The 22282-nt window shown below is 55.0% G+C and carries 21 protein-coding genes; 8 read left to right on the forward strand and 13 right to left on the reverse strand.

Annotation, left to right across the window (positions count from 1 at the left end; genetic code table 11):
• Nucleotides 1–73 precede the first annotated feature (73 nt).
• Nucleotides 74–883: a TraB/GumN family protein gene (locus tag BM427_RS01200; RefSeq protein WP_090118454.1), complete on the reverse strand. Its 810-nt coding sequence runs from the start codon at nt 881–883 to the stop codon at nt 74–76.
• Between the two features lie 89 nt (nt 884–972).
• On the reverse strand, nt 973–3471 hold the full coding sequence (gene copA / locus BM427_RS01205; RefSeq protein WP_090118456.1) for a copper-exporting P-type ATPase CopA: 2499 nt from the start codon (nt 3469–3471) through the stop codon (nt 973–975).
• A gap of 141 nt (nt 3472–3612) precedes the next feature.
• On the opposite strand from copA, the gene cueR reads away from it, so the two are divergent.
• Complete coding sequence (gene cueR / locus BM427_RS01210) at nt 3613–4020, forward strand: Cu(I)-responsive transcriptional regulator (RefSeq protein ID WP_090118458.1); 408 nt, start codon at nt 3613–3615, stop codon at nt 4018–4020.
• Nucleotides 4021–4023: 3 nt separating this feature from the next.
• Here the strand turns inward: cueR and BM427_RS01215 are convergent, their stop codons facing one another.
• The 5 genes from BM427_RS01215 to tesA form a co-directional block, all read right to left on the reverse strand.
• A complete protein-coding gene (locus tag BM427_RS01215) occupies nt 4024–4482 on the reverse strand; it encodes an NfeD family protein (protein WP_090118460.1) in 459 nt (152 codons plus the stop codon).
• Nucleotides 4479–5396 carry an SPFH domain-containing protein gene (locus BM427_RS01220; RefSeq protein WP_090118462.1) on the reverse strand — a complete coding sequence of 306 codons (918 nt, stop codon included), beginning with the start codon at nt 5394–5396 and terminating at the stop codon, nt 4479–4481. Before BM427_RS01220 ends, BM427_RS01215 begins: the two co-directional genes overlap by 4 nt.
• A gap of 84 nt (nt 5397–5480) precedes the next feature.
• A complete protein-coding gene (locus tag BM427_RS01225) occupies nt 5481–6335 on the reverse strand; it encodes a co-chaperone YbbN (protein WP_090118464.1) in 855 nt (284 codons plus the stop codon).
• 61 nt (nt 6336–6396) lie between these two features.
• Complete coding sequence (locus tag BM427_RS01230; protein WP_090118467.1) at nt 6397–7167, reverse strand: SDR family oxidoreductase; 771 nt, start codon at nt 7165–7167, stop codon at nt 6397–6399.
• A 28-nt stretch (nt 7168–7195) separates the two neighbouring features.
• The gene (gene tesA, locus BM427_RS01235) at nt 7196–7819 is read right to left on the reverse strand and encodes a multifunctional acyl-CoA thioesterase I/protease I/lysophospholipase L1 (protein WP_090120634.1); all 624 of its coding nucleotides are present in this window, start codon (nt 7817–7819) and stop codon (nt 7196–7198) included.
• Between tesA and ybbA the strand changes: the two genes are divergently transcribed.
• The 6 genes from ybbA to BM427_RS01265 all read left to right on the forward strand — a co-directional run bounded on the left by ybbA (nt 7790) and on the right by BM427_RS01265 (nt 15105).
• A complete protein-coding gene (ybbA, locus tag BM427_RS01240) occupies nt 7790–8476 on the forward strand; it encodes a putative ABC transporter ATP-binding protein YbbA (protein WP_090120632.1) in 687 nt (228 codons plus the stop codon). The genes tesA and ybbA overlap by 30 nt on opposite strands.
• A complete protein-coding gene (gene ybbP, locus BM427_RS01245) occupies nt 8473–10887 on the forward strand; it encodes a putative ABC transporter permease subunit YbbP (RefSeq protein WP_090118468.1) in 2415 nt (804 codons plus the stop codon). The genes ybbA and ybbP overlap by 4 nt, the downstream gene beginning before the upstream one ends.
• A 196-nt stretch (nt 10888–11083) precedes the next feature.
• Entirely contained in the window at nt 11084–12235 is a 1152-nt protein-coding gene (locus BM427_RS01250; protein WP_090118470.1) for a porin, read from the forward strand.
• Nucleotides 12236–12536: 301 nt separating this feature from the next.
• On the forward strand, nt 12537–13373 hold the full coding sequence (locus BM427_RS01255) for a MetQ/NlpA family ABC transporter substrate-binding protein (protein ID WP_090118472.1): 837 nt from the start codon (nt 12537–12539) through the stop codon (nt 13371–13373).
• Between the two features lie 57 nt (nt 13374–13430).
• Nucleotides 13431–14453: a virulence-associated ABC transporter ATP-binding protein SfbB gene (gene sfbB, locus BM427_RS01260; protein ID WP_090118474.1), complete on the forward strand. Its 1023-nt coding sequence runs from the start codon at nt 13431–13433 to the stop codon at nt 14451–14453.
• Entirely contained in the window at nt 14446–15105 is a 660-nt protein-coding gene (locus BM427_RS01265; RefSeq protein WP_090118476.1) for a methionine ABC transporter permease, read from the forward strand. Before sfbB ends, BM427_RS01265 begins: the two co-directional genes overlap by 8 nt.
• Before the next feature lie 42 nt (nt 15106–15147).
• Here BM427_RS01265 and mnmH read toward each other — a convergent pair whose 3' ends face one another.
• The 5 genes from mnmH to ppiB all read right to left on the reverse strand — a co-directional run bounded on the left by mnmH (nt 15148) and on the right by ppiB (nt 19346).
• Entirely contained in the window at nt 15148–16233 is a 1086-nt protein-coding gene (gene mnmH / locus BM427_RS01270; protein ID WP_090118478.1) for a tRNA 2-selenouridine(34) synthase MnmH, read from the reverse strand.
• 193 nt (nt 16234–16426) lie between these two features.
• Nucleotides 16427–17491: a 5-(carboxyamino)imidazole ribonucleotide synthase gene (gene purK, locus BM427_RS01275; RefSeq protein ID WP_090118480.1), complete on the reverse strand. Its 1065-nt coding sequence runs from the start codon at nt 17489–17491 to the stop codon at nt 16427–16429.
• Entirely contained in the window at nt 17488–17997 is a 510-nt protein-coding gene (gene purE / locus BM427_RS01280) for a 5-(carboxyamino)imidazole ribonucleotide mutase (protein WP_090118482.1), read from the reverse strand. The genes purK and purE overlap by 4 nt, the downstream gene beginning before the upstream one ends.
• A 129-nt stretch (nt 17998–18126) precedes the next feature.
• Nucleotides 18127–18849 (reverse strand): UDP-2,3-diacylglucosamine diphosphatase, encoded by a 723-nt coding sequence (gene lpxH, locus BM427_RS01285; RefSeq protein ID WP_090118484.1) that lies wholly within the window; start codon nt 18847–18849, stop codon nt 18127–18129.
• 2 nt (nt 18850–18851) lie between these two features.
• On the reverse strand, nt 18852–19346 hold the full coding sequence (gene ppiB / locus BM427_RS01290) for a peptidylprolyl isomerase B (RefSeq protein ID WP_090118486.1): 495 nt from the start codon (nt 19344–19346) through the stop codon (nt 18852–18854).
• Between the two features lie 173 nt (nt 19347–19519).
• Here ppiB and cysS point away from each other — a divergent pair, with 173 nt between their 5' ends.
• Entirely contained in the window at nt 19520–20905 is a 1386-nt protein-coding gene (gene cysS, locus BM427_RS01295) for a cysteine--tRNA ligase (protein ID WP_090118489.1), read from the forward strand.
• Nucleotides 20906–21248: 343 nt separating this feature from the next.
• On the opposite strand, the gene malI is transcribed toward cysS, so the two are convergent.
• Nucleotides 21249–22265 carry a Mal regulon transcriptional regulator MalI gene (gene malI, locus BM427_RS01300; RefSeq protein ID WP_090118491.1) on the reverse strand — a complete coding sequence of 339 codons (1017 nt, stop codon included), beginning with the start codon at nt 22263–22265 and terminating at the stop codon, nt 21249–21251.
• Between the last annotated feature and the right edge of the window lie 17 nt (nt 22266–22282).

Genomic DNA, 22282 nt, shown 5'->3' on the forward strand with positions numbered 1-22282 from the left:
TCCTTCTTACCACAGTCATTTCACGCCATAAGCATACGCCTGTGTGCGTCAACAAAAATAGTACCATCTTGCGCTATTGCGTCATCCGTTGTTGTAGCATCGCCGGAAGGTTGCCATCGCCATAGAGATGAAGCGCGCCAGCTGCCACCACATAACGCCCCGGCGGTAGCGTGAACAGGCGATCGCACCACGCCTGATTACGCTGATGCATCAGAACATCATGCAGCGGCTGGCTGAAGGTTGACGGCAAACTGAGGAGTTCTGTGGCAGGCGGTGTTTCCAGCCACCAGCTCATCATCACCTGTAACAGGCGCGCATTTTCATGCCAGTATGTCAGGGTGTCCTGTAGCAGTTCGATGCCGTCATCGGGTAACTGGCGCAGGATATCCAACTGGTTGGTTGTGCCTTCCAGCTCCAGCACGCTGACCTGCTGCTGCTGGGCCTCCTGCAATAGCTGATAATCGACGCCATACTCCGGGCGTAACCCCAGCCGTTGAGCCTGAGTAGCCTGAAGCACCAGTGCGATATGCCAGGCCGGGCGCTGTTCAAACTCCTCGCGCGACAGCGAAAGGGTTTGCAGGGTCTGATCAAGCTGGCTCAGAAGCTGTGGATTCAGACGCTCTTCGAGCGGTGCAGCGGTAGGAAGGTTATCAAAAGGGGAATCAGAACCGGCAATATCTGCTTCGACGATCAGCGCGTCGGCATGGCGTAGTTTGTGCAGCAGTAATTCCGGCAGCGGCGACATGCCATAGGTGCCCATATGAATACTGCCGACCAGGTGCAGATGCTGGCCTCCGGGCAGCGTGATATCCATTGCTGGCCAGCGATAGTGGCGCACACGAAGCGCGAGAAAGAAGTTTTTCAATCGTTGAAACAGTGCCATGCGCGCTTTCCGGAAGAAAAATCCCATGCTAACGCGACAGGCTGCAAGGTGCAAACCCCGCTGCCTGCACAGCGGGGTAACATGGCTGGCTACTGGCGAGGTTTAAAACGCAGCAGACGGTTGGCATTGCTGACCACCGTAATAGAGGAGAGTGCCATTGCTGCACCCGCCACAACCGGGTTGAGCAAGGTGCCGGTCAGGGGCCAGAGAATTCCGGCGGCAATGGGAATACCCAGTGAGTTGTAGACAAATGCCCCCAGTAGATTTTGCTTCATATTGCGCAGTGTCGCTTTGGCAATCGCCAGCGCATCAGCCACACCCAGCAAGCTATGGCGCATCAGCGTAATAGCGGCAGTTTCAATGGCAACATCGCTGCCGCCGCCCATAGCGATGCCGACATCGGCCTGCGCCAGCGCTGGCGCGTCGTTAATGCCATCACCCACCATTGCCACCTGGCGGCCCTGCTGTTGCAGGTTTTTGATCGCCTCGGCTTTGCCGTCAGGCAGAACACCAGCAATTACCTCATCAATACCGGCCTCTTTGGCAATCGCGTTGGCCGTAATGGGATTATCACCGGTCAGCATCACCAGACGATAACCAGAGCGGTGTAAGTGTTGCAGGGCTTCCACACTGTCATCGCGCAGAGGATCGCGAATAGCGAACAGCGACGTGGCGACGCCATCAACCGCCAGCAGCACTGGCGTAGCGCCGAGACTGGCCTGAGTGGCGATCTCATCGTCAAGCAGGCGAGTATCCACATTCTGCTCTGCCAGCAGAGTCTGGTTGCCGAGCAATATAGTACGGCCATCGACAATACCGCTGACGCCCAGCCCGCGTAGCGTGCGGAATTGATTCACCGTCGGCAACGCATCGCTACCCGCTTTCTCCACGATCGCCCGCGCCAGCGGATGGCTGGAACCTTGCTCCAGCGCCGCCGCCAGACGCAGCGCCGCCGAATCGTCGCCATCCAGCGTTTTCACGCTGACTACTTCCGGTTTGCCGCGCGTCAGGGTGCCGGTTTTATCAAACACTATCGTATCCAGCGTGCTGGCGCGTTGCAGGGCATCCGCATCACGCACCAACACGCCAAATTCTGCGGCACGACCGACGCCGGAGATAATCGACATCGGTGTTGCCAGCCCCAGCGCGCACGGACAGGCAATAATCAGCACGGTAGTGGCTATCACCAGCGTATAAACGATTTGTGGCGCAGGGCCAGCGAAGTACCAGATTGCGCCGCTGAGCAGTGCTATAGCGACCACCACCGGCACAAATACTGCCGAAATACGGTCGGCCAGTTGACCAATTTCCGGCTTGCTGCTTTGTGCCTGACGTACCATACGGATGATGCGAGAAAGTGTGGTGTGACTGCCGATCGCGCTGGCGGTAAACAGCACGCTACCATCCTGCACTACCGTTCCGGCGTGAATGCTTTCGCCGATACTTTTTTCTTGTGGCACGGGTTCGCCGGTCAGCATCGCTTCATCAAACCAGGCTTCGCCCTCGCTGATTTCGCCGTCGACCGGCACGCGATCGCCGGTGGTAAGACGCAGTGTCATTCCTTGCTGCACTTCTGCCAGCGGCAGATTTTTCTCGCCGTCATTGGTGACCACCCGTGCGGTCGGCGGTGTTAAATCCAGTAAGCGTTCCAGCGCTTTCGATGAACGCTGACGGGCGCGGGCTTCCAGCATATGGCCAAGATTAATCAGGCCGATAATCATCGCGCTCGCTTCATAATAAAGATGGCGGGCCTCCATCGGGAACCACTGCGGCCAGATATTAACGCTCATCGAATAGAGCCAGGCAGCACCGGTTCCCAGCGCCACCAGCGTATCCATGGTGGCGGAGCCATTACGCAGGCTTTTCCACGCGCTGGAGTAAAAATGCCCACCGGCGATACTCATCACCGCCAGGGTAATCAGCCCGATAAACAGCCACAGGGCACGGTTACTGTCGGTGACTATCATATTGTCACCCATCATGCCCCAGACCATGATGGGCACGCCAACCACCAGCGCGACAATCGCCTGCCAACGGAAGCGCTTCATGGTGGCGAGCGCAGTTTCCTGCTGGCGCTCGCGGCGCTTAATATCGTCTTCTATAGCTTCAGCGCCGTAGCCCGCTTGCTCTACGGCACTGACTAATTCAGCGGCGGGCGCGCTACCCATAACTAACGCGGTGCGCTCCGCCAGGTTGACCCGTGCCTGCGTCACGCCCGGTACAGCCTGCAAGGCTTTTTGTACACGGGAAACACAACTAGCGCAGCTCATGCCGTTGATCAGCAGCTGTTGGCTGTCATCAAGGTCGCTGGCTGCCGGAAGCTCAGGTGTGGCCGCTGTCAGTGCTTCCGACGGGAGTGATGACTCTGCCAGCGGTTTAGCCTTTGGGTGGCTTAAGCTCGCGCCGTATCCGGCTTCTTTAATGGTCGCGATCAGCGCGTCAGCGCTGGCGCTGCCGGTGACTTCTGCACGTTCAATGGTCACGTCCGCCTGTTCAACATCAGTGCGTTTTTCCAGGCTCTCTTTGACACGTTTAACGCAATGGCCACAGGAAAGGCCATCCAGGTTTAGTTCTATGGTATGAGACATAGTCAATCTCCTTGGTTGTGATGCTTCAATAGGGAGTAAAATAAAGCTTAAACCTTCCATCAAGGGGAAGGTCAAGGCGGTTTTTAGAGATTCATTGTGCTAACGTATTTTCTGACGCGCAGCTTCTGACAAGGTGAAAAAATGAATATCAGCGATGTGGCAAAAAAAACCGGTTTAACCAGTAAAGCGATTCGTTTTTATGAAGAGAAAGGGCTGGTGACGCCGCCGCTACGCAGCGAAAACGGCTATCGCAGCTACAGCCAGCAACATCTGAATGAACTGACACTGCTGCGCCAGGCGCGGCAGGTTGGGTTTAACCTTGAAGAGTGTGGCGAGCTGGTGACGTTGTTCAACGATCCGGCTCGCCACAGCGCCGATGTCAAAGCCCGGACATTACAAAAAGTGGCGGAGATTGAGCGTCATATTAAGGAATTACAGGTCATGCGCACGCAACTGCTGGCGCTGGCGGATTCCTGCCCTGGCGATGACAGCGCAGAGTGCCCGATTATTGATAACCTTTCCGGCTGTTGCCATCGTGCGAAGGGTTGAGCGCTATTCGCTCACCGCTTTAACCCGTAGCGTAATGCCTTCCACTGCAATCACTTCGACGCGTGTGCCAGCTGCGAGATCGTCGTCGGCGCTGACCGGCCACGAGCTGTCGCCGACGCGCATATGACCACGCCCATTAACCAGTGCGTTATCCAGTTGAAAACGGCGTCCCATCAGTTGTTGCCCGCGCAGATTAAGCGAGGCATCGGCGGGTTTCTGCTGTTTCAGCCGGCTGCTTAGCCATTTCCACCATAGCCAGGCCGCCAGCAGAGTGAGCAGGGCAAATAGCACGCCTTGCCATTCCCAACTGAACGGGATGATCCACGCCAGTAAACCGGTGATCACTGCCGCCACGCCGCTCCACAACAAGTAGCCGTTACCGCCGAGCATTTCGGCTGCGAGCAGCAATCCACCCAGCACCAGCCAGGCGAAGTGGGTGTGTTCGAGCAGCAGCACGATCATCGTTTAGTCCGCTCGCTGGAACTGTCTTTGATAAGCTCAGCGATCCCGGCGATCGAGCCCATCAGGCTGCTGGCATCCAGCGGCATCATCACCACTTTGCTGTTATTCGCCGAGCCGATCTGTTGCAAAGCTTCGGTGTATTTTTGCGCCACAAAGTAGTTCACCGCCTGAATATCCCCGGCGGCAATGGCTTCCGAAACCATCTGCGTTGCGCGAGCCTCCGCTTCTGCAGAACGTTCGCGCGCTTCTGCTTGCAGGAATGCAGATTGACGCTCGCCTTCTGCTTTCAAAATCTGCGACTGTTTTTCTCCTTCGGCTTTGAGAATTTCCGCCTGGCGAACCCCTTCCGCTTCAAGAATATAAGCGCGTTTGGTACGTTCGGCTTTCATCTGCGCGTTCATCGAGGCAATCAGTTCTGCCGGTGGGCGAACGTCACGGATCTCAATACGCGTTACCTTCACCCCCCACGGATTGGTGGCCTCATCGACAATGTGCAGCAGGCGCGTGTTGATGCTGTCGCGTTGCGAGAGCATCTCATCCAGCTCCATCGAGCCGAGCACCGTACGAATGTTGGTCATCGTCAGATTGATGATAGCCAGTTCCAGATTGCTGACTTCATAAGCGGCGCGTGGCGCATCGATAACCTGAATAAAACAGACCGCGTCGATGGTAACGTTGGCGTTATCTTTCGAGATAACTTCCTGCGAGGGGATATCGAGAACCTGTTCCATCATATTGATCTTACGACCAATACGATCCATAAACGGCACTACCAGACTCAGGCCTGGCTGCAGGGTTCGGGTAAAGCGGCCAAAGCGTTCTACCGTCCACTGGAAACCTTGCGGTACGATTTTGACGCCGGAAATAACCACGACCAGCGCGACAAAGATAAGAACCAGAATGACGATTGGCATCAAAAAAACCTCCTGTTTAATTTGATGCCATCTTAGCCCTATTTGGCGATCAAAACAGCACGATCGCCAAATTTAGCGGGGGAATTAGTAGAGCAGCGAGTAAAGCTGGCGGCGGTATTTCGAGGCCAGCGCATCGCCGGTTCCCAACGCGGCAAGAATTTCTTGCAGCATTTTACGCGCTTCACCGTTGGCGGCACTGAGATCTTTGCGTAGGTGGCTGAACAGCAACTCCAGCGCTTCTTCGTTGCGCCCGACCTGATGCAATTGCAGCGCGAGTTGCGTTGCCAGCAGCGCGTCCTGCGGGTTGTCGGCTACCTGTTTTTGTAACTGCTGGATCTCCGGCGTATCGGCGGCTTTTTTCAGCAGTTCAATTTGCGCGACCAGCCCCTGATAGCGGGTATCCTGATCCTGTAATGGGATGGTTTTCAGCACGTTTTCGGCTTCATCCGCGCGGTTCAATACAATCAGTGTTTCCGCCAGTAGCAGGCCGATTTCGCTGTTTTGTTGTGAAAGCTGCCGGGCTTCTTTCAGCAGCGGCAACGCTTCGGCGTACTTGCCTTCATGCATCAGTTGCATCGCCTGTTGCGCTTTTAGTTCCTCTTCACGCGGCAGGACTTTATCCAGCAATGCGCGGATGGCTTCTTCCGGCTGGGGTCCCTGGAAACCATCAACCGGCTGGCCGTTCTGGAACAAGTAGACGGTAGGGATGGCGCGCAGACCAAACTGCGATGCCACCATTTGCTCGGCGTCGCAATCGACTTTCGCCAGAATAAACTGTCCGTTGTACTGCGCGGCCAGGCTTTCCAGCACCGGTGTCAGTTGTTGGCAGTGCTGGCTACGTTCGGACCAGAAATAGAACAGCACCGGCGTGGCCATCGACTGCTCAAGCACCTGTTGCAGATTCACTTCTGTAATATTGACAATATTCTGTACGGACATAGGAAATTCTCTGTTTTTTAACTCATTGTTCTTACATGGGGGAGGATATTGCGCCTTCAACTCACCCCTGCAAAATTTTATCCATCATGCGCCCTGGCAGCAGGCGTTTCAGCAGGCTAACCGCCCAGGTTACCAGCGTAACCGGATAGCGCATTTTGGGATGTGTGCTTTCAAAAGCATGGCGCACTTTTGCCACTACAGCCTCTGGACCAAGGGTAAAACGTGCTGCGATGCCGGGGTTTTCCACGGGTTTGTCGCGCTGAGTCTGATTAACGTTGTCGGTAAAACGGGTACGGATGGGGCCCGGCTCGATCAGACTTACGTTGACGCCACTGTGGCGTAGCTCCATTCGCAAAGCGTCGGACCAGGCTTCAAGCGCATACTTGCTGGCGGCGTAGGCACCGCGGCCGGGCGTAGAGATAAGCCCCATCACCGATGAGGTCATCACGATGCGGCCTTCGCCGTGTGGCGTCATGGCGGGCAGCAGGCGCATCGTCAGTTGATGGGTACCGAAAAAGTTACTGGAGAACTGCTGTTCCAGCTGCTGGCGGCTGATAGCTTCCAGCGGGCCGTACACGCCGTAACCCGCGTTATTAAAGAGGCCGTACAGGCGGTTGTTGGTCAGATCGATCACTTCATCGGCAGCGCGATCGACGCTCGCCGGATCGTCAAGATCCAGCAAAATACCGGTAAAGCCTTCCTGGTTCATGCGGGCAACATCGTCCGCTTTGCGGCAGGCAGCCAGTACGCGGAACCCCTGGCGTTTGAGTTCGCGCGCGCTTTCCAGACCGATACCGCTGGAACATCCTGTTATTAAGACCGTTTTTTGCATAACTTTACCTGGGGGCGTGCCTGAATGCTCAGGAGTCGTGTTTAACTAAAGGAGCCAGTCGCGTCGCCATCCAGTCGGCAATAAACGGCTGGGCATCGCGGTTGGGATGAATACCATCATCCTGCATCCATTGTGGTTTCAGATAGACCTCTTCCATAAAAAATGGCAGCAGAGGGACGTCCAACTCTTTGGCGAGCTTAGGATAAATGGCGCTGAAGGCCTCATTATAGCGGCGACCATAGTTGGCGGGCAGCCGAATTTGCATTAATAGCGGTTTTGCATTGGCGGCTTTGATCGCCTGCAACACCTGACGCAGCGTCTGTTCTGTCTGCTGTGGCGCAAAACCGCGAAGGCCATCGTTACCGCCCAGCTCGACCAGAACCCAATGCGGCTGATGTTCTTTAAGCAGCGCGGGAAGACGCGATAGCCCTTGCTGCGAGGTATCCCCGCTGATGCTGGCGTTCACCACCATCGGCTTTTGCTGCCATTTGTCATTGAGCAGCGCGGGCCATGCCACGTTCGTCGCCATGCGATAACCGGCGCTCAGGCTGTCGCCCAGAATCAGTAACGTGTCCGCCGCTGCGGCGCGAAAGGTTAACAAAAGCAACAACAGGAAGGACAAATGCCAGCGGAAAACATTATTGAAGTTCATCGTCTTAAGAAGTCCGTCGGTCAGGGGGAGCATGAGCTTTCCATCCTTACCGGAGTTGAGCTTGTTGTCAAACCAGCTGAAACCATTGCCCTGATCGGTGAATCGGGATCCGGTAAATCGACGCTGCTGGCGATCCTCGCCGGGCTGGATGATGGTAGCAGCGGCGAGGTTCATCTGCTGGGTAAGCCACTGCATGCGATGGATGAAGAGGCGCGAGCGACACTGCGGGCGCAGAATGTGGGTTTTGTTTTTCAGTCTTTTATGCTGATCCCCACGCTTAACGCGCTGGAAAACGTGGAGCTGCCTGCCTTATTGCGCGGAGAAAACGGCAGACAAAGTCGCGGCGGTGCCAAAGCCCTGCTGGAAGAGTTGGGGCTGGGCAGGCGCCTCGATCACCTGCCTGCGCAACTTTCTGGCGGTGAGCAGCAGCGAGTGGCGCTGGCGCGCGCCTTTAACGGACGCCCGACCGTGCTGTTTGCCGATGAACCCACCGGCAATCTCGATCGCCAGACCGGTGACAAAATTGCCGATCTGCTGTTTTCCATGAATCAGCAGCACGGCACAACGTTAGTCCTGGTGACGCACGACCCGCAACTGGCGGCGCGCTGCGGTCGGCGATTGCGTCTGATCAATGGCGAATTGCGGGAGGATGCATGATTGCCCGCTGGTTCTGGCGTGAATGGCGTTCACCCTCGCTGCTGATTGTCTGGATGGCGCTTAGCCTGGCTGTCGCTTGTGTGCTGGCACTTGGCAATATCAGCGATCGGATGGAAAAAGGGCTGGGTCAGCAGAGCCGCGACTTTATGGCTGGCGATCGGGCGCTGCGCAGTTCCCACGAAATCCCTTCAGCATGGTTGGATGAGGCACGTAAACGCGGTCTGAGGGTGAGCGAGCAAATCAGCTTTAACACCATGACCTTCGCCGGGGATACGCCGCAACTGGCGGATGTGAAAGCGGTCGACGATCTTTACCCCCTTTATGGGCAGTTGCAAACCCGGCCAGCCGGGCTGAAGCCTCAGATAGGCAGCGTATTGCTGGCGCCACGGCTGATGGCGCTGCTCAATTTGAAAGTCGGCGATACGATCGATGTTGGTGATGCGACGTTACATATCGCCGGTGAAGTGGTTCAGGAACCGGATTCCGGTTTCAATCCTTTCCAGATGGCGCCTCGCCTGTTGATGAATACGATGGATGTGGCGAAGACCGGTGCCGTACAGCCGGGCAGCCGGGTAAGCTGGCGCGCAAAATTTGCCGGTACGCCCGCGCAGCTCGATGCCTACGAAAAGTGGTTGCTGCCGCAGCTAAAACCAGAGCATCGCTGGTACGGAATGGAGCAGGATGAAGGGGCGCTCGGTAAATCACTCCAGCGTTCGCAGCAGTTCCTGTTGCTTTCGGCACTGCTCACCCTGCTGCTGGCGATTGCTGCGGTGGCCGTAGCAATGGGGCACTACTGTCGCAGCCGTTACGATCTGGTGGCGGTGCTGAAAACCCTTGGCGCCGGGCGCGCACAACTGCGCAAGCTGATTGTTGGCCAGTGGTTGTTGGTGCTGGCGCTGGCAGTGATGACGGGGGGCGTGCTGGGACTGGCCTTTGAAAGCCTGTTGATGGTGTTGCTCAGACCGGTACTCCCTGCTGCGCTGCCGCCTGCCAGCCTGTGGCCGTGGCTGTGGGCCGTTGGCGCGGTGGGCGTGATTTCGCTGCTGGTGGGGGTGCGTCCTTATCGCTTGCTGTTAGCCACACAGCCGTTGCGCGTATTGCGCCAGGATGCGGTAGCGAACGTCTGGCCACTGAAATTCTATATTCCTGTCATCTGCGTTGTGGCAATTCTGCTACTGGCGTGGTTGATGGGTGGCAGTATGCTGCTGTGGTCGGTGCTGGCAGGGGCCGTGGTGCTGGCATTATTATGCGGCGTGGTCGGCTGGCTGCTGCTCAATATTTTAAAACGGCTGACCCTGAAAGCGCTTCCGCTGCGTCTGGCGGTGAATCGCCTGCTGCGCCAACCGTGGTCAACCTTGAGCCAACTGTCGGCATTTTCCCTCTCTTTTATGTTACTGGCAATGTTGCTGGTACTGCGCGGCGATCTGTTGGATCGCTGGCAGCAGCAGTTGCCGCCGGAAAGCCCAAACTATTTCCTGATCAATATCGCGCCGGAACAAGTGGCGCCGATGAAAGCGTTCCTGGCTGAACATCATGTGCGCCCGGAATCGTTTTATCCGATTGTGCGGGTCAGGATGACGCAGATTAACGGTCAATCCACCGAGGGAAATCAGGATGAAGCGCTGAACCGTGAACTGAATCTTACCTGGCAGCAGCAACGACCGGAGCATAATCCGATCACCGCAGGAAGCTGGCCGCCAAAATCGGGTGAGGTTTCTGTCGAAGAGGGGCTGGCAGAACGACTTGGCCTTAAGCTGGGCGACAGCGTAACTTTTATGGGCGATACGCAGGTGTTCAGCGCCATAATTAGCAGTTTGCGTAAAGTTGACTGGGAAAGCATGCGTCCTAACTTCTTCTTTATTTTCCCGCAAGGCGCACTGGATGGCCAGCCGCAAAGCTGGTTGACCAGCTTCCGCTGGGAAAATGGCAACGGTATGTTGGCTCAACTTAACCGGGAATTCCCCACCGTCAGCCTGCTGGATATTGGCGCAATTTTAAAACAGATCGGCCAGGTGCTGGCGCAGGTAAGTCGGGCGCTGGAAGTGATGGTGGTGCTGGTGACTGCCTGCGGTCTGTTGCTGCTGTTGGCGCAGCTTCAGGTAGGCATGCGTCAGCGTCACCAGGAACTGGTGGTTTATCGCACGCTGGGCGCGGGAAAACGGTTGTTGCGTGCCACATTATGGTGCGAATTTGCCTTACTGGGTGCAGTCGCCGGGCTGGTGGCGGCCATTGGCGCAGAAACGGCGCTGGCGGTACTGCAAACCCGGGTCTTTGATTTCGCCTGGCAGCCGGACTGGAGGCTGTGGATCACCCTGCCACTATGCGGCGCGCTGCTGCTCTCCGTCTGTGGCGGTTGGCTTGGTGTGCGTCTGCTAAAGGGCAAAGCCCTATTCCGTCAGTTCAGCAGTTAATCATTTTCCAATAACTTCTTAACGAAAAACACACCATTAATTCTAATGGTGCGTTTTTATTTCAAAGTGTAAATACTTAGTTTCAAAGTATTTAATAGCACAAAAAATCAAAAAATCCTCACCAGGCTCGAACTTTTAGACGTTAGTATTTGCCCGCTAGTACTTACTAGTGGCGTCTATACATCAAGGAAAAATAATGAAAATAAAAACAACCGCCCTGGCGACAGCCATTGGCGCAGCAGTGGCCTTAACATCTTTCGCTACTCAGGCGGAAATCACCCTTCTTAAACAAGATCCGAAGGCCGGCGATCCGCTGAGCCGTCTGAACTTCACCGTTGGCGGTTCTATCCGTCCGCAGTTCGATAACGCGATGGGAGACGTTGATAAATCGTCTTACAAACGTAACGGTTATGATGGCGGCACCCGCTTCCGTTTCGCGTCGGACTACTACCTGTTTGATGATATTAGCTGGATAAGCTACTACGAACTGGGTGTGAATATTCCTGCGTTGTTCGACTGGGATAGTCACTACGCGGCAGGTTCCAACAATACCTCCCGCCGTATGCTGTACACCGGTCTGAAAAGTAAAACCTGGGGTACGATGACCTTTGGTCAGCAGAACAGCGTTTACTACGATGTAGTGGGTGCGAAAACCGATGTCTGGGATTACGACATGAAAGCCCAGGCACCGGGTAACGGTATCAAAGGTGACTACGACGGTTCTTACCGTTCACGTAAAATGCTGAAATACAAAAACACCTTTGGTGATGTTGATCTCTATGCCGCCTACCTGTTCTCCGATAGTGACCTGTTGCTGAAAAACAGCAGCATCCGTTACAAACGTAATGGCGGCGGTTCACTGGGTGTTGATTACCATCTGGCCAAAGACCTGACCTGGGGTACGGCGTGGAACTACACCAAAGCCAATGTGCATAACAGCAGCACGGGTGACACTGATTCCTACAGCCAGAATATCTATGGTACGGCGCTGAGCTGGACACCGGATAACTGGACCTTCTCCTTCGGCGGCGGCTGGTACGAAAACTTCCTGACCACTGGTCAGAAAAATGTTCACGACTACTTCGCTGGCGACGCCTGGGGTATTGAATATTTTGCCGGTTACAAAATCCCGGTAGGCCAGTACGCGCTTAAATATGTACAGCCGTATGTGATGGGCGACCGTCTGAAATACACGACTGGCCGTTACTATCAGCGTATCGACAACGGCGTCGGTGTAACCTTCCAGCTGGATTACGGCTTCCGCGTCGATTACGAACACGTGTTCACCAGCAGTACCGACAAGTCTCTGGCTGATATGAACATCGTTCGTCTGCGTTACGACTTCTGATAAGTCAGACGCTGCCGGGTTTAGCATTTAGTTTAAATCCGGCAATGCTTATCAATAATAAGCATAACGAAATGGCGTACCACCTGCGAAAAGTAGGACTTTTCGTTATGCTTCATCATCTTATCCTGAAAATATCTCTCCATCATTCAGTGACATACTTCACAGCATAGTGAATTTTTTTCAATTACTGCTGGGCTGCGTTTGTGCCATCTTATCCTTCAGCCTTATTCACAGGGTGAAAATAGAACGCGGCGCATTGCACGTCGCGCCACACAGCATCTCAATTCGTTAGGGAGAATTTATGGGACGTCGTCTCAGCTTACGCGCTACCTTCGGCGCACTGCTTCTGGTATGCGGTTTACCTTTTGCTCACGCCAGCAGCGATCCGCACACTATCGTCTTTGGCGTTGCGCCGGGCCCTTACGGCGATATGGTGAAACAGGCGATTGCGCCGTCGCTGAAAGAGAAGGGCTATAAAGTGGTGGTACGTGAATTCAGTGACTACGTGCAACCCAATATGGCGCTGGCGAACGGCAGTATCGATGCGAACCTGTTTCAGCACAGCCTCTATTTTGACAAATTCACTGCGGATAAAGGGCTTAAGTTAAGCAAACTGATCAGCGTGCCGACGGCGGGAATGGGGTTCTATTCCCGTAAAATCAAAAGGCTGGATGAGTTGAAAAAGGGCGATATTGTCACACTTTCCAACGATCCGACCAACCTGGCGCGCGGTCTGCGTTTCCTGCAATCGCTGGATCTGATCACCATTAAAGAGTCGATTGATCCAACCAAAGCCTCTGAGCGTGATATCGCCAGCAACCCGAAAGGGCTGGTGTTCAAACCGCTTGAAGCGGCACAACTGCCGCGTACGCTGGATGGCGTGACCGCTTCCCTGGTCAACGGTAATTTTGCTATCGCCGCAGGTCTGAAGCTCTCTTCTGCGCTTAAGCAGGAACATCTGGATGAAAATCTTAAAAATATCATTGCGGTACGTACGGAAGATGCCGATAAACCCTTCGCGAAGGATATTGTTGAGGTGGTGAAATCACCGGCTTATCGCGCGGTCATTGACGATCCCAATAACGTTTATGGTGCTTTCCAGAAACCCGACTGGATGACGCAAGCGGGCAAGAAATAAGTTTCCGGTTGATTTGACTGGCAGGCTGCGGCCTGCCTTTTGTCGTTTGAGGTTTGCATGATTGAGATAGATAAAGTTTGCGTCGATTTTCCCGCAGGCCATGGGAGCGCAAGCGCTACGCGTGCTGTTGATATGGTTTCGCTGCGCATCGCCGCAGGTGAAATTTTTGGCATTGTTGGTACCAGTGGTGCGGGCAAGAGCACATTACTGCGCACATTAAATGCACTCACGCGCCCCAGCCAGGGCCGTGTAAATATTAATGGCGTGGAAATCTCCGCGCTGGGGGGCGCAGCGCTGCGCCAGGCGCGTCAGCGCATTGGGATGATTTTTCAGCACTTTAACCTTATGCATACCCGCACGGTGGCGCAAAACGTGGCCTTTAGCCTGAAAGCTGCGGGTTGGGAACGCAGTAAAATTGGCCCGCGCGTGGCGGAAATCCTGCAACTGGTTGGGTTGAGCGATAAAGCGCATCGTTATCCGGTACAACTGAGCGGCGGGCAAAAACAGCGCGTGGGTATCGCGCGCGCGATTGCCAACCATCCTGATGTGTTGCTGTGCGACGAGCCCACTTCCGCGTTGGATCTGGAAACTTCCGCCACCATTCTGGCGCTGTTAAAACAGATCAACGAACAACTGGGGATCACGATTGTGCTGATTACCCATGAAATGAATGTGATCAAATCGATCTGCGACCGTGTGGCGGTAATGTCCGGCGGCAAAGTGGTGGAAGAGGGGGAAGTATTTGATATTTTTGCCCATCCGCAGCATGCATTCACCCAACAACTGGTATCGCACACGTTGAACCTGACGCTACCTGAGCGCTTACAACAACATTTACCGGGACAATTGCTGAAGATCCTGTTTATTGGCGACTCCGCCGAACAGCCAGTGCTTTCCGATGCGGCGGTGAAATTTGGCGTGGCGGTGAATATTTTGCACGGCAAAATTGAGTATATCGGCGAGCGTGCGTTGGGGATATTGGTGGTGCAATTGTCATCTGCCGAAAACTCGCATCGTGTGGCGGAAGCCGTTGATTACATTCGTAACCGAACCGCACAGGTGGAGGTGATCCGTGGATGATTTACTGGCTGATTTAAGCCTGGCCTTTGGCGAAACCTTCCAGATGTTAAGTATCTCGACGGTGCTGGCGATTGTTGGTGGTTTACCGTTAGGCTTTTTGATTTTCGTAACCGATCGCCACCTTTTCTGGCAGAATCGCGCAGTTTATTTAATCAGCTCTGTACTGGTTAATATTATCCGTTCGGTGCCGTTTGTTATCCTGCTGGTGTTGCTGCTGCCGTTAACCCAATGGCTGCTCGGCAATACCATTGGGCCAATTGCCGCTTCTGTGCCGTTGTCCGTTGCGGCTATCGCTTTTTATGCCCGACTGGTAGATAGCGCCCTGCGTGAAGTAGATAAAGGGATCCTCGAAGCTGCCGAGGCCTTCGGCGCCAGCCCGCTACGCATTATTTGTACGGTGCTACTGCCGGAGGCCAGCGCCGGATTACTGCGTGGTCTGACTATCACCCTGGTGAGCCTGATTGGCTACTCGGCCATGGCGGGGATTGTCGGCGGCGGCGGTGTAGGCGATCTGGCGATTCGTTACGGCTACTATCGTTATGAAACGCAGGTAATGGTTGTCACCGTGGTGGCACTGATTGTGCTGGTGCAGGTGGTGCAGATGCTGGGCGACTGGCTGGCAAGACGTGCCGATAAGCGCGATCGCCATTGATATCCTACGAGCGGGCTCATGTGGACGGCTCGCTCACCGACATTACTGCAGGTTATTTTGTGTCGCCAGCCAGGTGGTCGTTTCGTTGAAATTGCCCCGGAAGATAATATCTTTAGTGCGCTTTTCTAACTGATAGCGGTACATCGGGTCGTAATATTCTTCAAGCAGCGGCACGAGCCAGGCAAAGTGCGCACTTGTGTTACCGGTGCGCTGTTGTAGAACTAGCGCTTCCTCCTGGCGGGCGCTAAGCTGCGCAAAACGCTGTAACCCAAGACGGCGACGAATCGCAAACAGACCGTGGCGCAGATACTCGGCATAAGCCAACCAGCCTGCTTCTTCACCATCGCGCTGGATAAAGGCTTGCGACATCTGCAAAAAATAGTCGTTACGCAGGCGCTCAAGCCGTTGCTCAAACGGCTCTTCCACCACCGCCAGCGGTGATTGCGCCATTCGTTCCCGCAGTATCGCTGGTAGATGGTTCGCGCCAATGGCATGCCCCTCATCCTCCAGCAGCCAGAAGGCGGGGGACGTTTTCAGCAGTGCTGCAGCCAGTTGGTTTTCAAAACTGGCCTGCGAATGCTGCGCTTGCAGTGTGCGGCCAAACGATGAACCGCGATGGCGGGCAAGCCCTTCAAGATCGATCCCATTTCGCCATGATGCCACCAGTAACGTTTTGCCGCTGCCGGTACAGCCGCCAATCAGCAACAGCGGGCGCTGCAAACGCTGTTGTGTCACTTCTATCGCTGTCTGGCGTAGTGCTTTGTAGCCGCCGGTGACCAGCGGATAGTCAACCCCTCGCTCGCGTAACCACTGCTGTACGATGTGTGAACGCTGGCCGCCACGCGCGCAACAGAGATAGCCGCGTGGATTTTTCGCGCAGGCCTGTAGCCATGCCTGCATTCGTTGTTCCCGTAATTCGCCCTGAACCAACTGATGGCCCAGACGCAACGCTGCCTCCGGCCCCGATTTTTTGTAGCAGGTACCGACGGCGGCACGCTCGCTGTCATTCATCAGAGGCAGGTTAATGGCGCCTGGCAGGGTACCCTGTTGAAACTCAACCGGTGCGCGGACATCAATAAGGGGAGTCGTATTACGCAGGATAGCCAGGTAATCCGTTGTGTCGTTCATGTGGCGTCCTTCTGCAAAACGCGGGCGGTCATCGCCGTGTGCAGATTTTACGCCCGAAGCCACAGAGATCAATGGCGGGAACTAATTGCTTTTTGAATGTGTGTCAGGATGCCTGCACGCTATTCCGGCACAGCGCCATATTTATCTTTTGTAAAACGCTGGCGATGGTCGCCAGCGTACAGAAGACGGATTATTACAGTTTTGACTGTGCCCAGGCGATGCCGCTGGCATATTCCGGCGGCAACAGTGGAACCAGCGCTTCCAGCGTGGCGCTCAGTCGCGCGGTATCGCTGTCGTTGAGGTTCAGGTGACCCACTTTACGTCCCGGACGCACCTCTTTGTCGTACCAGTGCAGATGCACCAGCGGCAACTTCAGCCAGTCGTAATTGAGATCGCTACCAATCAGGTTGATCATCACCGACGGGCTGTTGACCACTGGCGGCGGCAACGGTAAATCCACTACCGCGCGCAGATGCAGTTCAAACTGGCTGATTGAGGCGCCGTTTTGTGTCCAGTGGCCGCTGTTATGAACTCGCGGCGCCAGTTCGTTAATCAGCAGCCCGGACGGGGTGACAAAGCACTCCATCGCCATCACGCCGACGTAGTTCAGTTCATGCATAACCGCCGAAAGCATCTCTTCGGCTTGCTGCTGCTGTTCGGCATTGGCCTGCGGGAAAACCACGCTGGTACGCAAAATGCCGTCCTGATGCAGGTTATGCGTCAGCGGATAAAACACGGTGCTGCCATCATGGCCGCGCGCGCCAACCAGTGACACTTCACCTGAAAAGTTAATACCCTGCTCGACGATGCACTCGCCGTAGCACTCTTCCGGCAGTTGATCGATATCGGCAGCCCGCAGACGCCATTGGCCGCGACCGTCATAACCGCCAACCCGACGTTTGACGATAGCCAGCTCGCCCAGCCGCGAAAACACGCCCGGCCATTCGCTTTTCTCCGCCAGCAGTTGCCATGGCGCGGTGGCGAGCTGCAACTTGTCAAAGAGTTGTTTTTGCGTCAGACGATCCGCAATCACCGGGAATACGTCGCGGTTTACAAACGCAGGGTGACGCGCCAGTTCGCGGGTGAGCGACGTTTCCGGCCAGCGTTCAATTTCTGCAGTGATCACGCTCTGCTGAAACGGTACCGCTTCAGGTGCAGCGTCCAGCCCGACCGGCCACACTGCAATACTCAGCGGCTCACCGGCCTGGCGCAGCATCCGGCCAAGCTGGCCGTTACCTAATACGCAAACCTGTTTCATGCTGCACCCCGGGGATCGGGATTATCCAGCACTTCGTCGGTCTGGGTTTTGCGCCACTGCACCAGACGCTGATGCAACGCAGCATCATGCTGGGCGAGAATTTGCGCGGCCAGCAGCGCTGCGTTTGCTGCACCAGCTTTGCCGATCGCCAGCGTTCCAACAGGAATGCCGCGCGGCATCTGGACGATAGAGTAGAGGCTATCGACGCCGCTCAGGGCTGCACTTTGTACTGGTACACCCAGCACCGGCACCAGCGTTTTGGCCGCAATCATCCCAGGCAAATGCGCTGCGCCGCCAGCACCGGCGATGATCACCTGAAAACCGTTCTGCTCTGCGCTTTCGGCGAAGCTAAACAGTTTATCCGGAGTGCGGTGTGCGGAGACGATTTCAACATGGTGCGGGACGTTCAGGGTATCCAGGATTTCTGCGGCGAACTGCATGGTTGCCCAGTCGCTTTTCGATCCCATAACAATGGCGATGCGCGCCGGTTGGTTGCTTGAAGACATGCGTCTCAAAACTCCTGTGGGTGTACTTCAGACGACAAAAGAGGGCAAAGAGAATAGCACGTAAAAGAATGAAGGAAAACGGTTGCGTGGCGATGTTTTGCGCGTTTGTCGCGATGCTGGCGTTGCTAATCAGAAGGGAAAAAAGAGCAGTTCAACACCGGTTTCGCTGACGCGCACCATTGAACCTTCGCTGTGCCAGGCACCGAGAACGGCGCGGTAAGCCGGAGCGTTATTGGTCGTCAATTCATGCACTGCCGGGCGGTGGGTATGGCCGTGGATCAGCCACTGAACGCGATGCATTTCCATCACGTCGATGACGGCTTGTGGGTTCACGTCCATGATCTCAAGTGATTTACTGCTGTTAGCGGCTTTACTTCCGGCGCGCATTTTCGCAGCGACACGGCGGCGGATAAACAGCGGCAGAGCGAGAAACAGGGTTTGTATCCACGGCGTGTGGACTTTTTTGCGAAACGCCTGGTAACCGGCATCGTCGGTACACAGTGTATCGCCGTGCATGATCAGTACTTTGCGGCCATACAGATCGAGTACTTGCGCTTCCGGCAGCAGTTGCATGCCGCTTTGGCGGGCAAAGCGTTTACCGAGCAGAAAATCACGGTTGCCGTGAATGAAGTAGCACGGTACACCGCTTTCAACCAGCGATTTGATGGCGCTGGCGATTTGCTGGTGCAACGGGTTGGGATCGTCATCGCCGATCCAGGCTTCAAACAGATCGCCGAGAATATAGAGCGCGTCCGCCTGGCGAGCCTCACCGGCTAAAAAACGCAGAAAACCGGCGGTGATCGCCGGTTCTTCTGTTTGCAGGTGCAAATCTGCAATAAAGAGTGTCGCCACGCTTACTCGCTGACGGTCACGTTTTCAATCACAACGTCTTCTTTTGGAACGTCCTGATGCATACCGCTACGACCGGTGGAAACGCCTTTAATCTTATCAACTACGTCCATGCCTTCAACCACTTCGGCGAAGACACAGTAGCCCCAGCCTTGCAGGTTTTCGCCGCTGAAGTTCAGGAAGTCGTTATCTGCGACGTTAATGAAGAACTGCGCAGTTGCGGAGTGCGGTGCCTGAGTACGCGCCATTGCCAGCGTACCACGGTTGTTTTTCAGACCGTTGTTGGCTTCATTTTTGATCGGATCTTTAGTGACTTTCTGATTCATGCCTGGTTCGAAGCCGCCGCCCTGAATCATGAAGCCGTTGATAACACGGTGGAAAATCGTGTTGTTATAGAAACCTTCACGGCAGTAGTCCAGGAAGTTTTTAACTGTTTCAGGCGCTTTATCGTCAAACGTTTTGATTACGATGTCGCCGTGATTAGTGTGGAAAGTAACCATTATTGCATCCTGTTCTGATAGTGTAGTGCGCAGACCCGGCAGTGGGTCAGAGATAGTCGCCTGTTATAGCATAACCGCGAGGTGGGATCACCTTGCAAAGTGTGCTGCTTCGGGGTTGAATTACAGGTAATATATGCGCTTTTCGTTCCACACACGTCCAAATGGAATCTTCGATGTTAAAAATCTTTAATACACTGACGCGCCAAAAAGAGGAATTCAAACCTATTCATGCCGGGGAAGTCGGCATGTACGTGTGTGGTATCACTGTTTACGATCTGTGTCATATCGGCCACGGCCGCACTTTTGTTGCCTTCGACGTGGTTGCGCGCTACCTGCGTTTTCTCGGCTATAAGCTAAAGTATGTGCGTAACATCACCGATATTGACGACAAAATCATTAAGCGCGCGAATGAAAATGGCGAAAGCTTTGTTGTACTGGTCGATCGTATGATCGTCGAGATGCACAAAGATTTTGATGCCCTCAATATTCTGCGCCCGGACAGCGAGCCGCGCGCGACGCACCATATCCATGAAATTATTGAAATCACCGAACGCCTGCTGGAACGTGGTCACGCTTATGTGGCTGACAACGGCGATGTGATGTTCTCAGTGCTGACGGATCCGACTTACGGCCAGCTTTCGCGCCAGGATCTGGATCAGTTGCAGGCTGGGGCACGCGTTGAGGTCGCAGAAGTAAAACGTAATCCGATGGATTTCGTATTGTGGAAAATGTCCAAGCCGGGCGAGCCGAGCTGGCAGTCGCCGTGGGGCGAAGGGCGTCCAGGCTGGCATATTGAGTGCTCTGCGATGAACTGCAAACAACTGGGTTCGCATTTCGACATTCACGGCGGTGGTTCTGATCTGATGTTCCCGCACCATGAAAACGAAATCGCCCAGTCGACCTGTGCGCACGATGGTGAATACGTGAATTACTGGATGCACTCCGGCATGGTGATGGTTGATCGCGAGAAGATGTCAAAATCGCTGGGCAACTTCTTTACCGTGCGCGACGTGCTGAAGTATTACGACGCGGAAACCATCCGCTACTTTCTGATGTCGGGCCACTACCGCAGCCAGTTGAACTACAGCGAAGAGAACCTGAAACAGGCGCGCTCTGCGCTGGAACGTCTGTACACCGCACTGCGCGGTACGGATAGCGCTGTGCCGGCGGAAGGCGGCGAGGCGTTTGAAGCACGTTTCGTTGAAGCAATGGATGATGATTTCAACACGCCGGAAGCCTACTCGGTGCTGTTCGACATGGCGCGTGAAGTGAACCGTCTGAAAACGGAAGATGCGCATGCGGCTAATGCGCTGGCGTCACATATGCGCAAGCTGGCAGGCGTGCTCGGTCTGCTGGAGCAGGAGCCGGATGTTTTCCTGCAAAGCGGAGCGCAGGCGGACGAGGGCGAAGTGACAGAAATCGAACAGTTGATCCAGCAGCGTCTGGATGCGCGTAAAGCGAAGAACTGGGCGGCAGCCGATGCGGCGCGTGATCGTCTCAATGAGATGGGGATCGTGTTGGAAGATGGCCCGCAAGGCACCACCTGGCGCCGTAAGTAACAAAAAAGCGGCTTCGGCCGCTTTTTTATCTCTGGCGTATTTTATCTGCCATTGAGTAACGCACCGGCATACGCAGGCTAACGCGAAAACCGTAATTCACCGCTTAGAGCGTATCCCAGTAGGCGTATATTGTTGCAGACAGTTTGGACACGGACAGCGCGCAACAACCGGAGCGTACACGCAGTACGTGAGGATTGTAACGCCTGCGCCACCACAAAAACCCCATCACTATTGCGCCCGGTAGCCATACCCATAGCAACTCCGAAATGATCACCTGGTGCCCACCAATATGCTGGAAATAATCATTATGGCCAATGAGATGCCGTTTATTGGATGCAGTTAATTACGCTGACTCGCGGGCGATAAGCTGCCCGGAGAGCGTAATACGCTGGGTTTGCAACTCTGGTTCTTTCAGTTTACGCAGCATCAGCCCGGCGCCCTGGCGTCCGGTCTCTTCACTGGCAGAAGAGACATAGGTGAACGAGGGTGAGGTGAGGTTGACATGCAGCATATCCTCAAACCCTATCAGTGCAACTTGTTGAGAAAGAAAGACATCCTTGCCGATGGTACGCCCGGTCTGGTGAATGCCGGATATCGAGCCAATCATTGCAGCTGGAGAGTGACAGAGCAAGGCGGTGATGGTGTTGTTATTTTCCAGCAATTGCCGGGTGGCGTAGCCTGCTGCCTGGGTGTCGTCGCTGCAATCCGGCGTAGAGCCTTCACGCAGCACTAACCCATACTGGCTCATCGCACTGCGAAAACCCAGCAACCGCTGCTGGCGAAGTAAATCGCCTTCAACACCGCCAATATAAGCAATGCTGCGGTGTCCGCGTTCAATCAGATAGCGCGTCGCCAGGCTTGCCGCCTGCCGGTTATCACGCATCACCAAATCGCAGTTTTCGTTGAGCAGTGACTGTGAAACGACGACCAGCGGTAACTGACATTTGCGGATCTGTTCAGGCAGCGATGCGCTGCGCGTATCCGAGGCCAGATAAATCACGCCTGCCACGCCCTGCTGCTGGAAGGAGAGCAAGCAGCGTTCCAGATGTTCGCCATCATTAAGCGGTTGGCCGAGGAACACCATATATCCCTGCTTTTCCAACTCCTGAACGATACTGGCCATTACTTTGATGGAAAAGCTGTCGCTGAAATCGCGCAGAATAAGCCCAATCAGGTTTGAGGTATTGGCGCGCAGGTTAGCCGCCGCGACGTTTTGCACATAACCGAGTGCCGCGATCGCCGCATGAACTTTCTCGATCGTCGCTTCTGAGATTTTCCCTTTCTGACGCAGCACCAGCGAGACGGTGGAGACGGAAACGCCCGCCTGCTTTGCGACATCAATAATGCTGACTTTCTTCAACTCTGCTCCCTGAATTT

The organism is Kosakonia arachidis, from assembly GCF_900116535.1.
Classification (GTDB): domain Bacteria; phylum Pseudomonadota; class Gammaproteobacteria; order Enterobacterales; family Enterobacteriaceae; genus Kosakonia; species Kosakonia arachidis.